We start from the raw sequence: 21,992 nt of genomic DNA, 5'->3' as shown, positions 1-21,992 counted from the left end.
CCGCCCGGCCTGCCCGCCGCCGGCCGAGCGTCGGCTGGCGGACTGACGGTGGAGGCCCCGGTCCGTTTCTGGTGCTCGGCTACTCGCCGTTTGATTTCTTTCTCGCCGTTTCGGGCGGCATTTCCTGCGAAATTCGCTCCGAAAGGGCGAGAAGGATGCCAAACGGCGAGCAGGCCACCCGGGTGTGCGGGGATTTTGCCCGATAGATCGCGGTCTGGCCGTGTGATGGTGATGGTGGTGGCGGCGCGGGCTGTGGCTTCACTGCTCGTGCGAGTGGGACTGAGTCGACACCTGGCTCCCTCGCGGTCGACCCATGACCTCCGACCCCCGGCGCACAGACCTCCAAGGCCCGCGCACCCGCCCTCGACCTCCGAGCCCCGAGGCCTTGGGTCGGTGCGGATCAGCTGGTTCGGTTTGCCCTGGCGGGCGGCGGTCAGCCGGCGGTGGCGTCGGCGGTGGTGCGGTGGCGCAGGGCCGGGATGAGGGTGAGCGCGAGGGCGATGATCCACAACAGTGCCGTCCCGACGACGACGGTGATGGTGACGCCCACGGGGAGTGGGGCCCAGCGGGAGATCGCGGCGACGACGTCCGGGATGCGGGCGGGAGTGAAGGAGACCTGGCGCGGCAGCCAGTAGTAGCTGCACACGGCGAGCAGGGCGAGGGCCTGCATGACGAGCCCGCCGACCAGCATGATCACCGGCGCCCACCGGGCACGCGCGCCCAACAGCCGGCCGAGCCCGGCGACCGCGACGACCGCGAGGCCGACGATTCCCAGGTACAGGTAGCGGCCCTGGACGGCGATGCCGCGGGTGTAGCGCTCGTACTCGGCCCAGCTCCGCTGCCCGACCATCAGGTACGCGAAGGCAACCGGGGTGAGCAGCACCAGCGGCGCCGCCAGCCGAGCCAGTCGAGCCTGCCAACCGGGTGTCCCGGCGGGGGACGGGGCGCGACGGACGGCAGTGATCACGGCGAGGGCGCACAGCGCGGTCGTGACCACTGTGGCGGCGACGATCGCGACCGGGGAGAGCTGCGGTGGCTCGAACATGCCGAGACCGCCCCAGAACCTGCTGATCATCGTCCGGACGAAGTACCAGAACCAGGTGAGGAACGAGTCGGGGAGCAGGAGAGGCTCGCGGCGCGGCGGGTTCGTCGCCCAGCCGTTCGGCTGGAGGGCGTCGTACAGCAGGTAGTTGCGGACCCACCACCAGCCGCCGATGGCCAGCCCGAGCCCGACGGCGATCGCCGCCGGCAGCACCGGCAGCACCGGCAGCACCGGCAGCCGGCCCCGGGGCCCGCCCCGAACCGACTCGGCTCCGGGTTCGGGTTCGGGTTCGGGTTCGGAGCCGGCTGTAGCTGCGGACGTCCAGGCTCGCCGGGTGTGGAGCCAGCCGACGAGGTAGGCGGCGGCGATTGTGAACGGGAGGGCGAAGGCGAACGCCTTGGACAGCATGGCCACGCCGAACCAGACGCCGGCCCACAGCGCGGTCCGCTTGCGCAGGTCGCCGCGTACGACCCCGGCCAGGACCACGGTGAGGGCACCGGTCGCCAGGATGAGGATGCCGTCGTTGTTGAAGGTCGCGCCGACCCTGGTGAACCCGGGTATCGCCAGCGGAAGGGCCGCCGCGGCGGTGGCGAGCGGGCCGCGCAGGCCGAACCGGCGCGCCGCGGCCCAGGCCAGCAGGGGCAGCGGGGCCACGATCAGGATGTTGAGCAGCCGCAGGACCAGCACCTGCTGGTCGTAGGCCCAGTTCTCGGAGCCGGGCAGTGCCTCCAGCAGGCCGGCTCCGATCGCGTAGACGAGCGGCGGATGCTGGATCATCTGGTTGGACAGCCGGCCGTCGTCCACCGGGGTCGGCCCGCCGAGCTCGTCRAACGACTGCCGGGCGTCGCGCGGGGTGGGGGCGATCTCCGCGAACGACGGGGAGCCACGCCGCTTGCCGCCGGACTGGAACATGTCCTGGAACCGGCCGCGGTCGAAGTCGTCGGATGTCGCCGCGACCCCGGTGGCGATCATCTTCTCGCCCGGTGCCGGCCAGCCGGCCCCGTGCTGCAGGCCGTAGACCATGTCGACGTGCTGGGCCTCGTCGTAGCCCGCCCAGGTCGTGTACACGAACGAGTAGGTCACGAGCAGGGCCACATGCAGTGCGGTGATGAGCAGGACGATCACCGGAACGCGCCGCGGTCGCCGCGGAGACCGGGCCGCGGACGCCGCCACGCCTGGTGCGGGCACGTCCGACGCGGGCGCGGGCGGTGTCGGGGTCGGGGTCGGTGCGGACGCCACTGGTTCGGCGGACGGGGCCGGTACCGGAATGGCCGGTACCGGAATGGCTGGCACCGGAGTGGCCCGTGCGGCTGGCACGTCCGGGCCGGGAGGCGCGTCGAGGTCAGCTGACTCTTCCCTGAAGGCGGTTGTCGCCTCCTCGGTGCCCGCGCCGGCCGGGCCGCCTGACCTGCGGGGCTGATCCTCGCGCAGGTCGGGCTTTTCGGTCATTGGCGTCTCGGGCGTCACCGGGATCAGGGTAGCCGCACCCTTCTCGGGCCGGCCGGTGCCGTCCGGCCGACTGCGCGTGATGGCGACGTCACTGTCGGGGTGTCGCCGGCTGTTCGTATACGTCTGCCAGACTCGCGGGGTGCGCATCCTCGTCACTGGTGCCGGTGGACAGCTCGGTAGCGACCTGTGTCGTCTCCTCGACGCTCAGTCGCAGGTTGACAACCCGCGAGTACGGGCCTGGTGCGGGCTCGCCCGATCCGAGCTCGACCTCGCCGACGCGGCCCAGGTGCGTGCGGTCATCGCTGACCAGGCCCGGCCGGCGAAGATCCAGGGCGGGCTCGTCGTGATCAACACCGCCGCCTGGACGAACGTGGACGGCGCCGAGTCGGACGAGGCGGGCGCGTACGCCGTGAACGCCACCGGCGCGGCCCACCTGGCCGCCGCGTGCGCCCAGGCCGGCGCGGCGCTCGTCCACCTTTCCACCGACTACGTCTTCGACGGTGACGCGACCAAGCCCTACGAGACGGACGACCCGCCGGCGCCGGTGTCGGTGTACGGCCGGACGAAGCTCGCGGGGGAGGAGGCCGTCCTGGCGCTCTGCCCGGAGTCGTACGTCGTGCGGACGGCGTGGGTGTACGGGCGTACCGGCGGCAACTTCGTGAAGACGATCGCCCGGCTGGCCCGGGAGCGCGACGAGCTCGCCGTCGTCGCGGACCAGCACGGCAGCCCGACCTGGTCGGCCGACCTCGCCGCCGGCCTGCTCGACCTGGTCACCGCGCGCCCGGCGCCCGGGGTGTACCACTGCACCGCGTCCGGGGAGACGACCTGGTACGGCTTCGCCCGCGCGATCGTCGCCGCGCTCGGCCAGGACCCGGCGAAGGTCAGGCCGACGACGACGGACGAGTTCCCCCGCCCGGCGCGCCGGCCGGCCTACTCGGTGCTCTCGGCCCGGTCCTGGCTGGACGCCGGCCTGCGGCCGCTGCGCTCCTGGGACGACGGCTTCGCCGCCGCGTTCGCCGAGTTCGGCGCCGAGTTGCGGGGCTGACACCGCCACTGCCACGGCCACGGGCCGCCCGGCCCTCGACCAAGCCGGGCACTCGTCGTCGGTGCCGATCTCGGCTGACGTCCAGCGGGTAGCTTGATGGCTGTGAGCACTCAGACTCCCGACACGGCGGCGCGGCACGGCAGCCGTCCCGTCCTTGTCGCCGTCGCGTGGCCGTATGCCAACGGGGCACCGCATCTCGGGCACATCGCCGGCGCCTACCTGCCCGCGGACATCTTCGCCCGCTACCAGCGCATGGCGGGTAACCGGGTGCTGATGGTCTCGGGGTCCGACGCGCACGGCACCCCGATCACGGTCCGGGCGGACGAGGAGGGCGTCTCCCCGCAGGAGATCGTCGACCGGTACCACCCGGAGTTCCTGCGCATCTGGTCCGAGCTCGGGATCAGCTTCGACCTTTTCACGAGCACCCGGACGGACAACCACAGCGCGGTCGCCCAGGACGTGTTCACCCGCCTGCGCGAGGCCGGTTACATCTACGCCAAGGAGACCTCGCAGTTCTACGACCCGGACGCGGGGCGCTTCCTGCCCGACCGGTACGTCGTCGGCACCTGCCCGCACTGCTCGTATCAGCAGGCGCGCGGCGACCAGTGCGAGAACTGTGGGCGCACCCTCGACCCGGAGCTGCTGATCGACCCGCGCAGCAAGGTGACCGGGGCCGTCCCGGAGATGCGCCAGACGACGCACTTCTTCCTGCGGCTGTCGGGCCTGGCCGACCAGCTTCTCGACTGGTTGCAGACCCGCCAGGGCTGGCGCCGGCACGTCCTGAACTGGTCGGTGCAGTTCGTCAAGGACGGCCTGCACGACCGCGCGATCACCCGGGACCTGGACTGGGGCGTCCCGCTGCCGACCGACGAGCTCGGTCCGGGCAAGCGGCTCTACGTCTGGTTCGAGGCCGTGATCGGCTACCTGTCGGCGAGCAAGGAGTGGGCGGCCGCCACGGGTGATCCGGAGGCGTGGCGGGCCTGGTGGGAGGACCCCGAGGCGGCGGCGTACTACTTCGTCGGCAAGGACAACATCCCCTTCCACACCGTCATCTGGCCGGCGATGCTGATCGGCTACGGCGGCCTGAACCTGCCGACGGACGTCCCGGCGAACCAGTACGTCACCTTCGGCGGGGCGAAGGCGTCGAAGTCGGCGGGCATCGGGCGCGGGGTGCGCGAGTACCTCGACCTGCTCCAGCCGGACGCGCTGCGCTTCGCCCTGGCCTCGGTGCTGCCCGAGCAGAACGACACCGAGATCTCGGACGCGGACATCATCCGCCGGGTGAACGACGAGCTGATCGCCAACTGGGGTAACCTCGTCAACCGGGTCCTCGCCCAGATCAACAAGTTCTTCGACGGCGAGCTGCCGGAGACCGGCGAGCTCGACGGCGTGCACGCGGCGCTGCTCGACTCGGTGGACGCCGGCCTCGTCCGGGTCGGCGAGCTGCTGGGCAAGGTCGAGCAGCGGGCGGCGCTGCGGGCGGCGATGGAGATCTCCGCCGAGGTGAACGCCTACCTCTACCGCGAGGAGCCGTGGAAGACCGTCAAGGTCGACCGGGCGGCCGCGGCGCGCAGCCTTGCGGTCTCCATCCAGGCGATCTCCGGCATCACCACCGCGCTGGCCCCGTTCCTGCCGTTCAGCTCGGCCCGGGTGGCCGAGGTGCTGGGCATCGACCTCGACGGCTGGGAGCGCCGGCCCGTCCCGGCCGGTCGTCGCCTCGCGTGGTCCGGCGGCCTGTTCACCAAGCTGGACGTCGGCGCGCTGGACAAGGCCTCGCTGGACGCCGACGCCTGACCTGGGCGGCCGCCGTGCCGGGGGCGCCGCCGAACGCGTCGGACCGGCCTGGGAGACTGTGGCGCAATGGCGAGCTCATCGGGCCCGCCGCCTGTCCTGGGCACGCCACCCTCCCAGGCCGGGCCGGCGGCGGGGAACCTACCGCTACAGCCCGACCCTGCCCAGCCTGATCGTCACAATTCGAGACCTCATCGTGAGGATCGGTGGCGCGCGGATCGGCCGTCCGCCGCGCCGCGCCGCTGGGGCTTCGTGCGGCGCCATGCCGCCTTCCTGATCCTGCTCACGCTGGCCGTCGGGGCCCGGGCCGCCGTCCTGCTGGCCTACCGGCCCGCGCTCTTCTACTACGGCGACTCGCCCGCCTACCTCGACCAGGCCACCAACCGGCTGTGGGCGGGCGACTGGCGGCCGTCGGGCTACCCGATGTTCCTGCGGGTCATCGGCGCCCCCGACCACCTGACCCGGCTGGTGGTCGTGCAGCACACGGCGGCCCTGCTGGCCGGGGTCGCCCTCTACGCGGCGTCGCGTCAGCTGTTCGAGCGGCACGGTCCCGTCGCGGCGGCCGGCCGCACCGGGGGCTGGCCGGCCGCGGTGGTCGCGGTACCGGCACTGCTGGCCCCCTGGGTGCTCGACCTCGGCCAGTTCGTCCTGGCCGACAGCCTGTTCGGGACGCTCGTCCTCGGCGGGCTCGTGCTGCTGGCCTGGCCCGGGCGGCCGGCCGCGTGGCGCTTCGCCGTCGCCGGGCTGCTGCTCGGCGCCAGCCTCACCGTCCGCACGGTCGGCTACGGCCCGCTCGCGGTGGGCGCGGCCGGTGCCGTCGTCCTGGCTGTCACGCACTGGCGGCGGGCCCACGCGGCGGTCGTGGCGGCGGGGGCCGTGCTCGCGTTCGTCCTGGGAGCGGCCGTCCCGGTCGTCGCGTACTCGGCGTGGAGCGCGGGGCAGGGGAAGGGCTTCACCGTCACCGCGCACTCGGGGTTCTTCCTGTACGGCCGGGTCGCCCCGTTCGCCGACTGCGCCCGCCTGCCCGACGATCCCGACCTGCTGTCGCTGTGCGACCCGCGCCCGGTCGGCGAGCGCGGCTCCCCGGTGACCTACCTCTGGCCGGACGACTCGCCGCTGCGCCAGGGCAACGACCTGGTCCCACCGGGTCGCGAGGAGCTCGCCGGCGAGTTCGCCCGGCGCGTGATCCGCGAGCAGCCCTGGACGATGGTCACCTCGACCGCCCGCTACCTGGCCGGGTACTTCTCGCCCGTCCCGTACGAGAACAGGCTCACGAGCCGCGCCGACACCTGGGAGCTGCCCCGGACGGGCACCAACCGCCTCGTCTCGGACGGCCCGCACGCCGCCGACGGGTACTTCTCCGTCGCGCGGCTGAACGACCCTCCGGTCGAGCTGCTCGCCTTCTATTCCCGGCTGGGCTACGGGCCGATGCCCCTGGTCGGCCTGGGTCTGCTCGCCGGGCTGCTGGCTCAGATCGTCGGGCGGGCGCGCGGGCGCGCCGGCCCCGGTCGGCTGTTCTGGCTGCTCGGGGGAGCAAGCCTGTCCACCCTGCTCCTAAGCTCCCTGACCTCGGCGTTCGATTACCGCTACCTGGGATCGGTCGTCGGCCTGCTCGCCCCGGCCGCGCTGCTCGGCGCGGCCGGGCTGGCGCGGGTGCTTCGACCGCGGCCGGTCGACCGCGGCGGGAGCGTCAACGAGGGAGGTATCGCGTGAAGGTCGCGTTTCTCGGCCTGGGCCGGATGGGCGTCCGGATGGCCCACCACATCCTGGCCGCTGGGCACGAGCTGGCCGTCTGGAACAGGACACCCGGGCGCGCCGGCGAGCTGACGGCCCGCGGCGCCAGCGAGCAGGGCAGCGTCGCCCTGGCAGCGGGCCTGCGCTACCTGGACGCGCCGGTGATCGGCACGATCGGGCCGGCCGAGGCGGGCACCCTGCGCGTCCTGGTGGGCGCCGCCGACGCCGATCTCGCCGCGGCCCGCGGGATCCTCGAGACCTTCGGCGACCCGGGGCGCATCGACCATGTCGGGCCGGTCGGCGCCGCCAGCGCGCTCAAGACGGTGTTCAACCTCGGCCTGGCCGAGGCGACGGCCGCCGCCGCCGAGGTGCTCCGCTACGGCACCGAGCTCGGCGTCGACCGGAGCCTGCTGCTGTCCGAGCTCGCCGCCGGGCCGCTGGGATTCATCGTCGAGTACAAGCGGGCGATGCTGGAGTCGGGCGACTACTCCACGCCGGCCTTCACCGTGGCCGGGCTCGCCAAGGACGTCCGGCTGGCCACCGAGTCGGTCGCGGGACGGCTGCCGATCGCCGAGGCGACCCTGGCCCTCACCGCCGCCGCCACCCGGGCCGGCCACGCCGAGCACGACTTCGCCGCGCTGGCCGCCGCGGATGTGCCCGACCCGGCCTGAGCCCGCCCCACCCGGAGCCGTCCCGGGTGGGCGCCGCTCAGGCTGGTTTCGGTCGAGTCCGGGTGAGCGCCGCTCGGGCTGGTTCCGGGTGGACCCGCGGCGGCGCTGGCTGGTGCTCGGCGTGGCCGGCGCGGGCCTGCTGTTCGGCTCCGTCGGCCTGCTCACCGCGTTCGCGACCGCCCCGTTCGCGGGGGCCGACGAGGCGCAGCACACCGCCTACGCCCTCGAGGTCGCCGACGGCCGGCTGCCGGAGCTGGACACCGCCGTGCGCGCGGCCGTCCCGGGCATGCCCGGGCTGCCGGCCGGCTGCCGGGTGCCCCCCGAGGAGGCGCGGGCCGCGATCGACCTGCGGGAGGTGGCGATCCTGCCCGCCTGCGCCCGACGCCCCGGCGGGCTGAGCAACTTCGACCTCGTCTACACGGCGAACCATCCGCCGCTGTTCTACCTGCTCGAGGCCGTCCCGCTCGGCGGTGGCCGGGCCGCGGGGCATCCGCTGGCCGGCTTCTACGGGGCGCGGCTGCTCAACCTCGCGATCGGGATCGGCGCCCTGGTGGCCACGGCGGCACTGGCCCGGGCCCTGCTGCCCACCCGGCCCGACCTGGCGGTCGCCGCGGCGGCCTTCACCGCTGTGATCGGTGGGTTCGTCGCGGTCGCCGGCCAGGTCTACAACGACGCGCTCGCCGTCACGCTGATCACCGGCGCGACGGTGGCGACGCTCACGCTCGCCCGGCGCGGGCCGTCGGCGCGCACTCTGGTCCTGCTGGCGCTGCTGATCCCGGCGGCCGCGCTGAGCCGGGCCAGCGGCGCGCTGGCCGCCGCGGTTCTCGTGCCGGCGGTCGGCGTCGCGTTCGTGCTGGGCCGCGGCGCGCCGGGCTGGGCCCGCGCCGAGCGGGCCCGCACCCTCCTGCTGGGAGTCGCCGCCGCCGTCGCGACGGCCGCGCTCACCGTGTTGGTCGCCGGATGGTTCTACCTGCGCAACATCAGGCTCTACGGCGATCCGACGGCCACCGGGCTGATCGCCGACATGTTCCCCACCGGAGCGGAACCGCGGTCGGTGCGCGAGGTCCTCACCTCCGGTGACTTCTGGTGGTTCGTCTACCGCGGCTTCTTCGGCCGCCAGGCCCTGCTGACCGGCGCGGCCCGGTGGATGGCCGTCTGCGTCGGCCTGGTCACGGTCGTCGGGCTGCTCGCCGCGGCCGTCCGCGCGGCCAGGAACCTCCGGCGCGACAGCGGCCGTGGCCGGTGCGACAGCGACCGGTGGAGTACCGCGGTGGGCGTGCTGTGCTGGCTTGTCGCGATCGCGCAGGCTGTGGTCGCGGGCGCGACGCTGGTCGGTTTCGTCGCGGCCGGGGGCGCTCCCTTCACCCGTTACCTGCTGCCGGCGTTGCCTCTGCTGGCCGTAGCGTTGGCCGGCGCGTGCTCGGCGCTCCCGGCCGCGCGACGCGGTCTGCCGACGTCCGCCCTGGTCACGGCGCTCGGGATCACCGTCATGGTCATGCTCGGCCGTGAGCTGGCTCGGCGTGATCCGCAGCTCGCCGGGCGGAATGTCCTCGGCCGGCTGCACGACGCGCTCGCGGCGACGGCCGTCGGCCCGGATGGTGCCCTCGTGTTACTGAGCGTCCTGGCTGTGCTGGGCGCGCTCGGAGTAAGCCTGATCGGCCTTTCGATGGCCATGCTGGGCGCCGCGGAATCTCGAAAGAGGACGAAGCGTCCGACCCGGGTCAGTGCTGATCGGCAGCCGGAGGGTGCTCGACCGCTGGAGGACTCCGATCCGGTTCCGCAGGTAGCCGATTACCCGAGGTAGCGAACACCGCGTTTTCTGATGCTCGGCTCCTCGCCGTTTGGTTTCTTTCTCGCCGTTTGAGGCAGCATTCCCGGCGAAATTCGCTCCGAAAGGGCGAGAAAGGCACCAAACGGCGAGCAGGCCACCCCGGCGCACGGGGGCGTCACCCCGGCGCGTCGGGGTGACGGGGTGACGGGGGTACCGGGGTGGCGGGGGACTCAGCCGGCGACGCGGCGGTAGACGGCGGCGGTCAGCTCGGCGGTGCGCCGCCAGGTGAACGCGCGGGCGTGCTCGCGGCCGGCGGCGGCCTGGGCGGTGTCGGTCGGTTCGGCGAGCGCGGCGCCGAGGGCTCCGGCGAGGTCGTCGGCGAAGACGTCCCACCGGCCGGGGGTGACCAGGCGGACACCGGCGGCGGCGCCGACCACCTCGCGCACCGCGGGGATGTCGGCGGCCACGACCCGGGTACCGGCGGCCAGCGCCTCCAGCGGCGGTAGCCCGAAGCCCTCGTAGCGGGACGGGAAGCACAGCGCGGCCGCGCCGGCGACCACGGAGCGCAGCTCGGCGTCGTCGAGGTAGCCGACGGTGACGACGGCGTCCGCGGGCAAGCCCGAGGTGTCGAGCGTCGGGCCCCAGCCGGGCGGGCCGACGAGCGCCAGCGGCGGGGTGTCGGGCGCGTCGGCGCGCAGCCGGCGCAGCGCCTCCAGCAGCACCGGCAGGTTCTTGCGCGGCTCCGCCGACCCGACGAACAGCAGGTACCGCTCGGGCAGCCCGCGCGCGGCGAGCCAGCCGCGGGCCGGGGGAGCGGCGTCGAACCAGGCGGCGTCGACGCCGAGCGGGGTCGGGGTGACCATGTCCGGGTCGAGCCGGTAGGCGGCGATCACCTCGTCGGCGACGGCGCGGCTGGGGGTGAGCACCGCGGCGGCGCGGCGCAGCCCGCGCGGCACCAGCGTCGCGTAGCGCGCGGAGGCAGCCGACACTGTGTCCGGGGTGCGGAGGTACGACAGGTCGTGCACGGTCAGCACACCGCGCGCCGATGACAGCGGGCCGAGGACGAAGTTCGTCCCGTGCACGATGTCCGCCCGCCCGGTGAGCCACTCGGTGGGCGGGCGCTCCGAGCGTGTCCAGGCGTCCTGTAGCAGCCGCGCCGGGACGCGGCGCGCCGCCGGGCGGACCCCGGCGGGCAGGGCGGCGTCGAGCCCCGCCCCGCCGCGCCAGGTGAAGGCGGTGGCCGCCACGTCGAGATCCGCCCCGGGCAGCTCGACGAGGCCGGCCAGCAGCGCCGCCGTGTATCGGCCGACGCCGGTGCGCGGCCCGAGCAGCGGGGTTCCGTCGAGGACGACGCGCAGCTTCGGCACCGTGGTCAGGAGTCCGTGCTCAGGAGTGAGTGCGTGCTCAGGAGGGGGTCCACGGTCAGGAGTAGAGCCGGCGCTGCTCGGCGATGCCGTGCCAGCGTTCGGCGAACGCGGCGTCGGAGAACTGCTGGGCCCGCTGCACGGAGGCGGCGGCCAGCCGGGAGCGCAGCCCGTCCTCGGCGGCGAGCCGGCGGGTGAACGAGGCGACCTGCTCCGGGCCGGTCCAGCGGTAGCCGTCCACCCCGTGCCGGACGATCTCGCGCTGCCCGGCGCGGTCGATGACCACAGGCACGCAGCCGCCGGCCATCGCCTCGACGGTCGTCATCCCGAAGTGCTCCGCCGTCCAGGGACGTTTGCGGTCGTCCTCGCCGTAGCCGGTCGCGGACCAGAAGACCGAGCTGGTCGACAGCAGCCGCTCCACCTCGGCGCGCGGGGCGTTCGGCAGGACCTCGACGGGCACCCCCGCCCCGGCGGCGCGGACCTGCTCGACGTACGGCTTCTGCGAGTCCTCGCATCCGCCGACGACGTACATCCGCCAGTCGGGCAGCGCACCGGAGCGGTACAGCTCGGCGAACCACTGCACCATCTCGAGCTGCCGCTTGGCATGGCCGAGGCCGGGGGCGAAGAACCGGCCGACGGTGATGACGGCCTTCTCGCGCTCCGGCGCCGGGGTGAGCCGGTCGACCTGGATCGGCGGGAACAGCACGTCGGAGTCCCGCCGCCACATCCGCCGGATCCAGCCCCGGGTGTACTCGGAGTTGGCCATCACGGTGTCGTAGCCCTCGAGGTAGCCGAGGTCGGCCGGGTCGCGCAGCAGCCAGGGGAAACGCAGCGCCATCCGCTCCAGCGGCCCCTCGTCGGCGTCGGTGACCCGCGGCCGGCTGACGGCCACACCGAGCTCGCGGACGTCCGCCGGCCCGGGGGAGAAGACGTCGCTGACGAAGGTGAGCTCCGTCCCGGCGGTCGACGACGGCAGGGTTACCTCGAACGGCGCGAACGCCTGGTCGATCTGGAGCTTGGCGAGGACGGTGCCGTCCGCGTCGACGACCCGCAGCCGCACGGCCCCGCTCGCCCCGGGACGCCCGATGTCCGCGCGCAGGGTGCGCCCGCCGCCCGGGTTGACGGCCAGGATGCCCTCGCCGTTCGTCCACGTCCACTGCCGGCGCCGGCCGCCCTCGGGCGGGTACCAGCCCTGCCCGAAGCTGACGGCCGGGCTCACCCCGCGCAGCAGCGGGCCGGCGGTGCGCACCGCGGCCTTGCGCCAGGCGGCCATGTCGTGGTCGAACGGCGTCGGGAAGAAGCACAGGTAGGCCGACCGCGGCGAGCGCGGGGCGAGCCGGCTCATGTACGAGCCGTTCACGAACAGGTGGTACGACTCGGACAGCGCGGCGATCGCGTCCTCGCCACGGTCCGGCAGCCGCCGGTACCGGCAGCCGGAGAGATCCAGGCCCAGGTGGCTGCCGAGCGCGTCGAGGTCGACGTCGGAATGCCCGATCAGGTCGACGTCGAGCCCGTCCGCGGCCAGCACCTGCGCGATCATGCCGTTGTGGCGCTCGCCGCCGCCCATCGAGTGCCAGAAGCGGTTGTAGACCGCCGCCCGCAGCCCGGGCGCGACCGGCGGGCCAGGTGCCACCGGCTCCACGGTCGTCGCCGGATCGGTCGCCGGCTGGTCGGTCGCCGCGGGCTCCCCGGAGCCGGGCGTGGTCATCGCTCCACCAGCCAGCTCTGCAGGCTGACCCGGCGTTCGGTGGCGGTCGCGCCGACCTCCCGGCGGCGGCGCAGCATCGCCGGCAGCAGCCGCAGGTAGGAGGCGAAGACCCGAACCCGCAGCACGGTGGGCCGCACCGCCGGGCGGCTGCGCGAGCGCAGTGCCTGTCGCCACGTCCGCACGGCGATCGACGCGGTGGTCAGCGGGTAGCGCGTGACCGCCGAGACGGCCGTGCGCACGGTCGCGTCCTTGGTCAGCATCAGCAGCCGGTTGCGGTCGGTGTGGAACACGAACAGCGGGGACCACTCGACGCTCGACGCCGAGTGGACGTGCCGCAGCACCGCGCCCGGGACGTAGCGGATCTGGTACCCGCGGGCCCGGATGCGCCAGGAGAGGTCGGTGTCCTCGTAGTAGAGGAAGAAGTCGTCGTCGAACCAGCCGAGCGCCTGGCCGAGCTCGGTCCGCATCGCCATGCCGTTGCCGCAGGCGGTGAAGACCTCCTCGGGGTTGTCGAACTGGCCGGTGTCGATCTGCTGGTAGCCGCGGTCGGCGCCGTAGCCGTCGGTGAGCACGATCCCGCCGACGTTGTTGATCACATCGACGCGCGGGGCGCCCTCGTCCACGGTGAACGACACGGTGGACGGCTCGGTGCCCACCGGCAGCGTGCGCGTCGCGGTGGTGTCACCGGCGCCGGCCCAGCCCAGGGTGACCTGCTTGGCGGTGTCCGCGGCCCAGGTGAGGCCGATGGTGGCCGGGCCGCCCTCGGGCACCGGCACGCACAGCTCACCCTCGCCGCGGGTCCAGAAGAACGGCGCGTCCGCCGGGCCCTCGGCGCCGAAGGTGAGCTTCTCCCACAGCACCTCACGCAGCGCCTCGCGGCCGTTCACCGTCACCGAGCTCACCCGGACGCCCAGCTCGCGCGGGTCGTGCGGCCCCGGCGAGAAGGTGTGCGTCGACAGGGTCAGCCGCAGGAAGCGGGGGAGGAACACGACCTTGCCGGTGACGGCGCCGAGCCGGTTGCCGCCCGGCTCGGCGAACGGGGCCAGCAGCCGGGCCAGCCAGTCCGGCTCGGGGATCGCGTCGTTGTTCAGCAGTACCGCGTACGGGGTCGTGACACCCCGCAGGGCGAGGTTGTTGCCGCCGGCGAAGCCGAGGTTGCGGTCCGAGGGGACGAGCTTCGCCCACGGGTAGCGCTGTGCCAGCACCTCGCGCGAGTCGTCGGCCGAGGCGTTGTCGACCACGTGCGTCTCGAAGGTGAACGGCGCGTCCTGCTTGGCGACGGCGTCCAGGCAGGGCGGGAGCAGGTGGGCACCGTTCCAGTTCACGATGACGATCGTGGCGAGTGGCTCGGGTGCGGCCTGGCCCGTCATGGCCACGTTCATGGCCATGGTGGTCATCGCCCCGTTGCTCGTCGCCCGGTCCGTCATCGGCGCAGCCTCGCCTCGTAGTCGACCTTGAGCAGCCCGGCGACCTGCGGGCCGCTGACCCCGAACAGCTCCTCGAAGCGCCGTACCGTCACCGGCTGGCCGGTGGCCGCGTCCGACACCCGGACGTTGATCGCGAACGCCCCCAGCAGCTCGGGCAGCCGGGGGACGACGAAGTCCACCACGGCGGTCCCCGGGCCGGGACTGACCCCGCCCGGCGGGGTCTCCATCATCCAGATCGGTATCTCGCCCTGCCCCATGATCTCCACGTGCAGGTAGACGTACTGCGGCGCGCTGTCGGTGAGGTCGAGCTCGACGCTGACCGTGAGCTGCTCACCCGGGTCGTACTGCACCTCGGTCGGCCCGCCCGGGTTGCGGCTGAACGCCACCGCCGTCGGCTTCACCGGCGCCAGGTCGAAGGGGATCGGACTGTCCGCGGGCAGGCTGCCCAGCCGCTGGCGCAGCAGCTTCGTCCCGACGACCGGCTGCCCGTCGAAGATCAGGCCACCGGACTCCAGCACCAGGATCCGGTCGCACATGTTCTCGATCAGGTCGAGGGAGTGGGTGACGAACAGGATCGTCCGGCCCTCGTCGCGGAACTGGGCGATCTTGGCCAGGCACTTGCGCTGGAACGCCTCGTCGCCGACGGCGAGCACCTCGTCGACGAGCAGGACGTCCGGGTCGACGTGCACGGCCACGGCGAAGCCGAGGCGCACGTACTGGCCGGACGAGTAGTGCTTCACCTCGTCGTCGATCTTGTGGCGCAGCTCGGAGAAGTCGACGATCGAGTCGAAGAGCCGGTCGATCTCGCGCTTGGACAGGCCGAGCAGGGACGCGTTGAGGTAGACGTTGTCCCGGCCGGAGAGCTCGCCGTTGAACCCCGCGCCCAGCTCCAGCAGGGACGCGATCCGACCACTGACGGACACGCTGCCGTGGGTCGGGCGCAGGATGCCGGCGAGTACCTTGAGCAGCGTCGACTTGCCCGAGCCGTTCGCCCCGGCGAGTCCCACCGTCTGCCCGCGGCCGATTTCGACGTCGATGTCGCGCAGCGCCCAGAAATCCTCGCCGCTCGTCGTGTCCCGCCGGACGAAGCGTTCCTTCAGGCTGGTGGCGCGCTTGTGGTAGGCGACGAACTTCTTGCCGACGCCGGCGGCGCGGATGACCACCGGTGCGCCCGGCGCCGGTGGTGCCGACGGCACGACGGCGGCCGGCTGCGCGGGCTGCATCGGGGGCGGGGCGAGCGGTTGCGACGGCACTAGAGGTCCTCGGCGAAGTCGGCCTGCAGCCGCCGGAACACTCGCAGCCCCAGCCACAGCACGGCCAGCGAGATGAGCCCGGCGATCGCCAGGTGTTCGAGGTAGTAGCGGTACCCCAGATCGGCAAGGATCGGCGCCGAGCCGGTCGAGTTCCCCTCGGGCGGATCGTAGATCGCCCGCTGGAAGGTGGTCACGACGACCGCCATCGGATTGAGCATGTACACCCACGTCCACTCGTTCAGCCTGTTCTCGATCAGGCCGAACGCGTAGACCATCGGGTTGATCCAGAACCAGGCGAGCAGGGCGACGTCCAGCAGGTGCTGGGTGTCGCGGTAACGGACGTTGAGCGCGGACACCAGCACCGACAGCGCCACGGTGAACAGCAGAGCCACCGCGCCGGCCGGGATCAGCAGCAGTAGCTCCGGCCCGAGCAGGCTGTAGCCGAACCCCAGCATGACGACGAAGAGCACCGCGAGCTGGAGCGCGAAGTGCACCGCGGAGAAGCCGACCGCCGACAGCGGCAGCACCAGCAGCGGGAAGCGCACCTTTTTCACCAGGTTGGCATTGCCCACCACGGCGCCGCAGGCGGCCGAGACACTGCCTGAGAACGCGTTCCAGACCAGCAGTCCCGACATCAGATAGAAGCCGAAGTTGTCGATCCCACTTTTCAGAACGACCTGGAAGACGAAGGTGTAGACGGCCAGGAGGAGCAGCGGATTCGCCAGTGACCAGGCGAAACCGAGCGACGACCCCTTGTACTTGACCTTCAGGTCCTTGCGGATCAGGTTTCGCAGCAGCTCCCAGCGGACCCGGGTCTGCGCACGGCTGCGATGGTCGACGTGACGCGCACCGGACCCGCGCGGACGGTTCGCCGGAGCGCCGCGCGTCGGCTCCGGTTTCGGGAGCGTGGACAGATCAGCCACCCTCGACATGGCCTGCTTCTCCCCGCGTCGGGCGTGCATCTCGGACCCGCACCGTGCTCGGCCCCTCCTCCGCCCAGCGCAACCGTCACCGGTTGGCCTCGAGTGTCGTCAACTCGGGTTCGTGACGATGGCCGTAGACCGTACCGCGCACCCGCCCGAGAGGTGATGCCCCCAGTCCGGTGACTGCCACCTCCAGGGTGGTTCATAGTATCGACCCGTCTATCTGGCTCCGGCCGGCAGCCGCCACGACTCGAACACCGCGCCTCGTACCCGAGCCGCATGTTCCCGCCGGGCGCCTGGCCGGCCCAGAAGAGGTGACCGGGGACCCGGTCGCCTGGAGGGGGCGGGCAGTGTTCACCGACGTCCGACTTCGCGAGGTCTGGTCGCATCTGGAGTCGGGCGGTGCGCAGGCCCTGACTCTGGACGTATTCGACACTCTGCTCTGGCGCATGGTGCCCGAGCCGGTTCACGCGTTCATCACCCTGGGGCACCGGCTGGCCGACCTCGGCCAGCTGCCGTCCGGTGTCACGCCGGGCGAGTTCGCCCGGCTGCGGGTCTTCGCCGAGCACAAGGCCAGGCTGCACTCGCACGAGGTGCGCGGCACCCACGAGGTGCGCCTGGACGAGATCTGGCAGGTTCTCGTCCCCGCGCTGCCCGGCGCGGGCAGCATCGGCGACCTGATGGACGTCGAGCTCGCCGTCGAGCGGGACCTGTGCCGCGCCGACCTGGCCGTGGTGGAGCTCGCCGAGCTCGCCATGACCAAGCTCGGCCTGCCGGTCTACCTGCTCTCCGACACATACTTCTCGGCCGCCCAGCTCGAGCGGCTGCTCAGCCGCCCGGAGCTCGCCGGGGTGCCGTTCACCCAGATCTTCACCTCCTCCGACTCGGGGATCAGTAAGAGCGACGGGCTGTTCCGGCACATGCTGGCGGCCTCGAACCTGCAGCCCTCGCGGGTCGTCCACCTCGGCGACCACCCGGTCGCGGACGTGGAGAGCGCCCGCGAGCACGGGCTGGTCGCCATCCACTACCCGAAGTACTCGGGTTCGCTGAAGGCGACGATCGAGCTGGAGGGCCTGCTCACCGGCCCCGGGGACGACACCCCCCTCGACGCCGCCAACGGCGACTACGGCATGACCGCGCTGCGGGCCCGCTCGCTGCACCGGGCGGACGCCGCCGCCGTCCCGCCGGGGCTGCGGCGCTACTGGGAATCCGGGGCGACGGTGTTCGGTCCGGTCTTCACCGGGTTCGCCGACTGGGCGGTGGAACGCACCGGAGACCACGGCGCCGACCACATCTACTGCCTGATGCGGGAGGGTGACTTCCTCTCCCGGCTGATCGCCGACCCGGGCGCCGACGCCGGGGTGACCACCTCGACGCTGTGGGCGTCCCGGCAGGTCTGCGCGCTGGCCAACGTGTTCGAGGGCAGCCCCGAGGAGCTGCGCGGGTTCCTCGTCCGCCGGCACGCGCCCAGCGTCGGCCAGCTGCTGCGCCAGCTCGGGGTGGCCATCGACAACGTCGCCGGCATCTCCTCGCTCACCGACCGCCGGCTCGACGTCCCCGGCCTGCTCGACGACACCCTTGAGGCGCTGTGCTCCGACGAGCGCATCCGCAGCGAGATCGTGCTGACCGCCGGCCGGCTGCGTGACCGCTACGTCCAGTACCTCGACACCCAGCTGCCAGACTCGGGCCGCATCGTGCTGGTCGACCTGGGCTGGGGCGGCACCATCCAGGCACTGCTCGCCCGGCTGCTCGCCTCCACCGGGCGCGAGTTCGACGTCGTCGGCCTGTACATGGCGACGAACGCCGCCGCCGGCACGCACCGCCTCGCCGGCCTGCAGATCGAGGGTTACGCGGCCTCCGGCGGGCAGCCCGAGCTGATGGCCAACCAGCTCATGCGCAGCCCCGAGGTGCTCGAACAGCTCTGTATGCCCGACATCGGCTCGCTGGTCTCCTTCGACGACGACGGCCGGCCCGTCCTGAGCATCGACCGGACGTCGCGGACCCAGGTCGCCCAGCGGACCGCCGTCCAGGACGGCATCCTCGCCTTCCAGCGGGAATGGCTGCGCTACCGGCGCTCGGAGACGGCGATGCCGTCGCTGTCCGAGCCCGGGGCCCGGCACGCGTCGCTGCGGACGCTGACCCGGTTCGTCTCCCGTCCCACCGCGGCCGAGGCGTCGGCGTTCGGGGCCTGGGCGCACGACGACAACTTCGGCTCCGACTCCACCGAGGGCCTGCTCCCGCCCGAGCTGGTCCGCCGGATGCCCTACCTGACCCCCGCGGACGTCGAGAAGATCACGATGCGGGAGCTGTACTGGCCCGCGGGCGTGGCCGGGGTCGCGAACCGGTCGCTCGCGGTGATCAGCGGCCTGGCGGCCGCGGCCGGGGTGCCCGCCGAGGAGGTCTCCCCGGAGGCCGCGGCCGGCCCCGTCGAGGTGTACGTCGACACCGGCACCGACTTCGTCCACGGGCAGAAGGAGACCGCGGTCACCCGTTCCGGCCGGGACGGGATGTCGATCGTGCGCCTGCGCATCGACGGGGTCGGCGTCCGGCGGGTGCGCATCGACCCGGCCGGCCGTCGCGGCCTGCTCCGTCTCGACTGGCTGACGATCTCGTTCCACCTGCACAACGCCGTCGAGCCGTACAAGGTGACCGTCACGTCGCTGGACGACCTCGCCGGCCAGCAGATCGCGCTGGTCGGGGTCCGCCTGCTGCAGGCCAACCTGCTGGAGATCGTCGGCGACGATCCCCAGATCATCTACACGATCGATTTCACCTCCCAGCCCACGCTGGGCGGAACGTACGCGATCGAGGTCGAGATGGCTTTCGGCTGGTTGGGGATCCGGGCCGACCCGCTTCAGGTGCGCACGGCCGGTGTCGCCCGCACCGGCCTGCCTGTCCGCGCCGCCCGCAAGATCCGTCGCGAGCTGGGCGGCCTGCGATGACGTCCGAGCCCGGCGGCCCGGAGGACACCGACGGGACCGGCCGGGACCGTGCGGACAGCCGGGACCGTGCGGCCCTGGGGCGGGATGCCGGGAGGCAGCCGGCCCAGGGCCAGGACGACCCCGCCGGCCAGCCGGGCGGGGTCGACGCGGCCGGCCGCTGGTTCCGCCCGTCGACAGACCAGACGGTGGCCTGGCCGGGCCGCTCGTCCGAACGCGGTGCCTCCGGCCCGGGGCAGTCCCCGCCGCGGAGCGCGGTGCCGCCCGCGAGTGCCGCGCCGCCGCCGACCGTGGTGCCGCCGCCGACCGTGGTGCCGCCGGCGGCGCTGCCGCGGACCCCGGCCGAGCAGCGTCCGTCCGTGCGGCCCTCGGCGACGCCGCCACCGACCGCGCTGCCCCCGTCCTCGCTCTTCACGCCGCGCTCGGTGCCGCCCCCCGAGGCGGCCCCGGCCTCGGCGCCCGGCGAGCGGCCGTCCGGACCTGTGTCGTCGCGGCCGTCCGGACCATCGGGCACCGCTGGACCACCGGTAGCCGCCGGACCGCCGGTCACCCCCGGGCCGCCGGCAACCGCCGCGGAACGACCTGGGCCGCCGGGGAGCCCGACCGCTCCCGTCTCGTCCGGCTACGTCGTCTCTCCGGGGAGCTCCGCGACGTTCGACGTGCTCGCGGGTGGGTCAGATCCACTGGCTGGAGGAAGGCGTGGCAGTGCCGGGACCGCGCCACGTCGTTCCGCCGCGAGCGGCGGCGGTGTGCCGGGGCCGGGTTCAGGTGGCGCCTCGCCGGGCGGCCCCGAACTCCGGGCACCGGGCGGCGGCACCCGCGGTGAGGCCGCGTCGAGTGACGTGACGCCGGAAGACGCAGCCCCGGAAGACGCAGCCCCGAGTGGCACCGCCCCAGGCGGCACCGCCCCGGGTGGCGAGGCGCCAGCCGGCAGCGAGTCGGGTGATGCCGGGGCAGGCGGGGCAGGCGGGCGCGCACCCGCCGCCGCGGGGACGGATGTCGAGGTGCGCGACAGCTTCGCCGAGCTCGCGGCTGTCACCTACGACGGCGGCGACCACGCCCCCGAGATCACTGAGATCACCGAGAAGACACTCGCCCCCCTGCTGCTGCACTCACTGTCGGACCTGCGCGAGATGTGGGTTCCGCTGCTGGAGGCATCCGGCGCGCGCAGCATCGCCGAGATCGGCTCGGAGAGCGGCGTGACGACGTCCCTGCTCGTCGACCTGCTGCGGCGGGGCGGCGGCGGGCGGCTGCTGGTCATCGACCCCGAACCGGGCGTCGCGCCGTCCTCCGGCGGTGGTCTCGACGTCGAGGTCATCCGTGGCTACAGCCCCGAGGCGCTCGACGGCCACGCCCCGACCGACGCCTATCTGATCGACGGAGACCACAACTACGCCACGGTCCGCGGCGAGCTCGGGATGATCGAGACCGCCGTGCGTGACTTCGGCCGCTCCTACTTCCCGCTGGTGATCCTGCACGACGTCGGATGGCCCGCCGGCCGCCGGGACCAGTACTACGCCCCCGACCGCATCCCGGAGTCGGTGCGCCAGCCCAACTCGTGGGACGTCGGCGTGGAGATCGACAGGACGGACGCCGTCCCCGGCCGGGGCTTCCGCGGCATGGGCGCGTTCTCCTGGGCCCTGGCCGAGGGCGGCCCCCGCAACGGTGTGCGCACCGCCGTCGAGGACTTCGTCGCCGAGCATCCCGACCTGCGCTTCTTCACCATCGCGCCGATCTTCGGCCTCGGTGTGATCCTCGACCGCCGTGCCCCCTGGGCCCGCCGCGCCGCCGACCTGCTCGCCCCCTGGGTCGCCAACACCCTGCTGGCCCGGATGGAGCGCAACCGCGTCGACCTGTACCTGCGTGTCCTCGCGCTGCAGGACGACGCGGTCGGCGCTGCCCGCGCCCGGCAGCGGGAATGGGCCCGGATCGACGCCGAGCGCAGCGAAGCCGCCGCCCGTGACCTGCAGCGGCTGAACCGGATCAGCGAGCTCGAGCAGGAGCTGGCCGCCGCGCGCAAGGTCCCCCGCCCGCCGTGGGCGCCAGCATCCCCGGACGAGCCGAAGCTGGTCACCGCGGCCCGGATCGCCAACGCCGCGCTGCGGTCCCGCCTCGGTGGCGGGTCCAGCGGCTCAGGAGGATCCGGCGCGCCGTCCGCCGCGAGCTCCCCCGCCAGCCGCGTCGGCGGTGCCGTCGTCGCCCGGCTCGGCTCCGGCCTGACCCGCCTCGCCGACCACGGATCCGGCAACAACCGCCCCGCGGCCGGGCGCACCGGCCCGGCCGGATCTGCCGGATCTGCCGACGCCGAGCACTAGGCTTCCGAACCGTGGCGGTTGGGTGATAGCCAGGACTCACTGAGCCGCCACGCATTGGTGGAGAGCGCTGCCTTGCCGGTGGCGGGCCGCCCGACAGCACCGGTCGGTCCGGCACTAGTGCGCTGTCTGTGAACGTCTGCCGGGTGAGGTGTGGCGATCTCGGTTTGCGGTGATGCGCAGGTATCTGCTCCTGCTCGTGGGAGGGGTCTGCGATGGCGAAGCCGGTGCATGTCCGTCGGTTGACGGACGAGGAGGGACAAGCCCTGCTGCGGATCGTGCGGCGGGGTCGGCACGACGCGGTGAGGATCCGCCGGGCGATGATGATCCTGGCGTCGGCGTCGGGGAACACCAACGAGGCGATCGCCGCCCTGGTCGCCGCTGATCCCGACACCGTCCGGGACGTCATCCACGCGTTCAACGACCGGGGGTTGGACTGCCTGGACCCGCGGTGGGCGGGCGGCCGTCCGCGGCGGATCACCGCGGAGGGCGAGGCCCGTATCGTCGAGGTCGCCCGCACAAGGCCGAGGGCGCTGGGGCTGCCGTTCACCCGCTGGAGCCTG

General features: G+C 73.4%; 14 protein-coding genes. 8 read left to right on the top strand and 6 right to left on the bottom strand.

Going from position 1 to position 21,992, the window contains the following annotated elements; translation table 11 throughout:
* Positions 1 to 433 precede the first annotated feature (433 nt).
* The gene (locus BBK14_RS28530) at positions 434 to 2,167 is read right to left on the bottom strand and encodes a glycosyltransferase family 39 protein (RefSeq protein ID WP_071066312.1); all 1,734 of its coding nucleotides are present in this window, start codon (positions 2,165 to 2,167) and stop codon (positions 434 to 436) included.
* Positions 2,168 to 2,570: 403 nt separating this feature from the next.
* Here BBK14_RS28530 and rfbD point away from each other — a divergent pair, with 403 nt between their 5' ends.
* The 5 genes from rfbD to BBK14_RS28505 all read left to right on the top strand — a co-directional run bounded on the left by rfbD (position 2,571) and on the right by BBK14_RS28505 (position 9,536).
* Positions 2,571 to 3,536, top strand: a complete 966-nt coding sequence (rfbD, locus tag BBK14_RS28525; protein ID WP_241831910.1) for a dTDP-4-dehydrorhamnose reductase — start codon at positions 2,571 to 2,573, stop codon at positions 3,534 to 3,536.
* A gap of 96 nt (positions 3,537 to 3,632) precedes the next feature.
* Positions 3,633 to 5,330, top strand: a complete 1,698-nt coding sequence (gene metG, locus BBK14_RS28520) for a methionine--tRNA ligase (RefSeq protein WP_071066293.1) — start codon at positions 3,633 to 3,635, stop codon at positions 5,328 to 5,330.
* 66 nt (positions 5,331 to 5,396) lie between these two features.
* Positions 5,397 to 7,040, top strand: coding sequence for a hypothetical protein (locus BBK14_RS28515; protein ID WP_071066292.1), 1,644 nt, complete (start codon positions 5,397 to 5,399; stop codon positions 7,038 to 7,040).
* Complete coding sequence (locus tag BBK14_RS28510) at positions 7,037 to 7,732, top strand: NAD(P)-dependent oxidoreductase (RefSeq protein ID WP_071066291.1); 696 nt, start codon at positions 7,037 to 7,039, stop codon at positions 7,730 to 7,732. The genes BBK14_RS28515 and BBK14_RS28510 overlap by 4 nt, the downstream gene beginning before the upstream one ends.
* 88 nt (positions 7,733 to 7,820) lie before the next feature.
* A complete protein-coding gene (locus BBK14_RS28505; RefSeq protein WP_241831909.1) occupies positions 7,821 to 9,536 on the top strand; it encodes a DUF2142 domain-containing protein in 1,716 nt (571 codons plus the stop codon).
* A 197-nt stretch (positions 9,537 to 9,733) separates the two neighbouring features.
* Here the strand turns inward: BBK14_RS28505 and BBK14_RS28500 are convergent, their stop codons facing one another.
* The 5 genes from BBK14_RS28500 to BBK14_RS28480 all read right to left on the bottom strand — a co-directional run bounded on the left by BBK14_RS28500 (position 9,734) and on the right by BBK14_RS28480 (position 16,187).
* On the bottom strand, positions 9,734 to 10,861 hold the full coding sequence (locus BBK14_RS28500; RefSeq protein ID WP_071066311.1) for a glycosyltransferase family 4 protein: 1,128 nt from the start codon (positions 10,859 to 10,861) through the stop codon (positions 9,734 to 9,736).
* 64 nt (positions 10,862 to 10,925) lie between these two features.
* Positions 10,926 to 12,575, bottom strand: coding sequence for a glycosyltransferase (locus BBK14_RS28495; protein ID WP_071066289.1), 1,650 nt, complete (start codon positions 12,573 to 12,575; stop codon positions 10,926 to 10,928).
* Positions 12,572 to 13,972, bottom strand: a complete 1,401-nt coding sequence (locus BBK14_RS28490) for a glycosyltransferase family 2 protein (RefSeq protein ID WP_071066310.1) — start codon at positions 13,970 to 13,972, stop codon at positions 12,572 to 12,574. The genes BBK14_RS28495 and BBK14_RS28490 overlap by 4 nt, the downstream gene beginning before the upstream one ends.
* 26 nt (positions 13,973 to 13,998) lie before the next feature.
* Positions 13,999 to 15,255 carry an ABC transporter ATP-binding protein gene (locus BBK14_RS28485; protein ID WP_071066288.1) on the bottom strand — a complete coding sequence of 419 codons (1,257 nt, stop codon included), beginning with the start codon at positions 15,253 to 15,255 and terminating at the stop codon, positions 13,999 to 14,001.
* A complete protein-coding gene (locus BBK14_RS28480; protein WP_071066309.1) occupies positions 15,255 to 16,187 on the bottom strand; it encodes an ABC transporter permease in 933 nt (310 codons plus the stop codon). The genes BBK14_RS28485 and BBK14_RS28480 overlap by 1 nt, the downstream gene beginning before the upstream one ends.
* A gap of 341 nt (positions 16,188 to 16,528) precedes the next feature.
* Between BBK14_RS28480 and BBK14_RS28475 the strand changes: the two genes are divergently transcribed.
* The 3 genes from BBK14_RS28475 to BBK14_RS28465 all read left to right on the top strand — a co-directional run.
* Positions 16,529 to 19,120 carry an HAD family hydrolase gene (locus BBK14_RS28475; RefSeq protein WP_071066287.1) on the top strand — a complete coding sequence of 864 codons (2,592 nt, stop codon included), beginning with the start codon at positions 16,529 to 16,531 and terminating at the stop codon, positions 19,118 to 19,120.
* Positions 19,117 to 21,432, top strand: a complete 2,316-nt coding sequence (locus BBK14_RS40780) for a class I SAM-dependent methyltransferase (protein WP_241831908.1) — start codon at positions 19,117 to 19,119, stop codon at positions 21,430 to 21,432. The genes BBK14_RS28475 and BBK14_RS40780 overlap by 4 nt, the downstream gene beginning before the upstream one ends.
* A gap of 212 nt (positions 21,433 to 21,644) precedes the next feature.
* The coding region (locus tag BBK14_RS28465; RefSeq protein WP_131802438.1) for a helix-turn-helix domain-containing protein at positions 21,645 to 21,992 on the top strand (348 nt) is incomplete at its 3' end.

This window comes from Parafrankia soli, assembly GCF_001854695.1.
GTDB lineage: Bacteria > Actinomycetota > Actinomycetes > Frankiales > Frankiaceae > Parafrankia > Parafrankia soli.
Note: the sequence above shows the minus strand (reverse complement) of the source record. Positions and strands in the feature narration are given on the sequence as shown.

Excerpts from the sequence above, each read along its gene's own strand:
- BBK14_RS28515 (WP_071066292.1), top strand. The coding sequence starts at position 5,397 with ATGGCGAGCTCATCGGGCCCGCCGCCTGTCCTGGGCACGCCACCCTCC.
- BBK14_RS28495 (WP_071066289.1), bottom strand. The coding sequence starts at position 12,575 with ATGACCACGCCCGGCTCCGGGGAGCCCGCGGCGACCGACCAGCCGGCG.
- metG (WP_071066293.1), top strand. The coding sequence starts at position 3,633 with ATGGCTGTGAGCACTCAGACTCCCGACACGGCGGCGCGGCACGGCAGC.
- rfbD (WP_241831910.1), top strand. The coding sequence starts at position 2,571 with ATGGCGACGTCACTGTCGGGGTGTCGCCGGCTGTTCGTATACGTCTGC.
- BBK14_RS28490 (WP_071066310.1), bottom strand. The coding sequence starts at position 13,972 with ATGACCACCATGGCCATGAACGTGGCCATGACGGGCCAGGCCGCACCC.
- BBK14_RS28480 (WP_071066309.1), bottom strand. The coding sequence starts at position 16,187 with ATGTCGAGGGTGGCTGATCTGTCCACGCTCCCGAAACCGGAGCCGACG.
- BBK14_RS40780 (WP_241831908.1), top strand. The coding sequence starts at position 19,117 with ATGACGTCCGAGCCCGGCGGCCCGGAGGACACCGACGGGACCGGCCGG.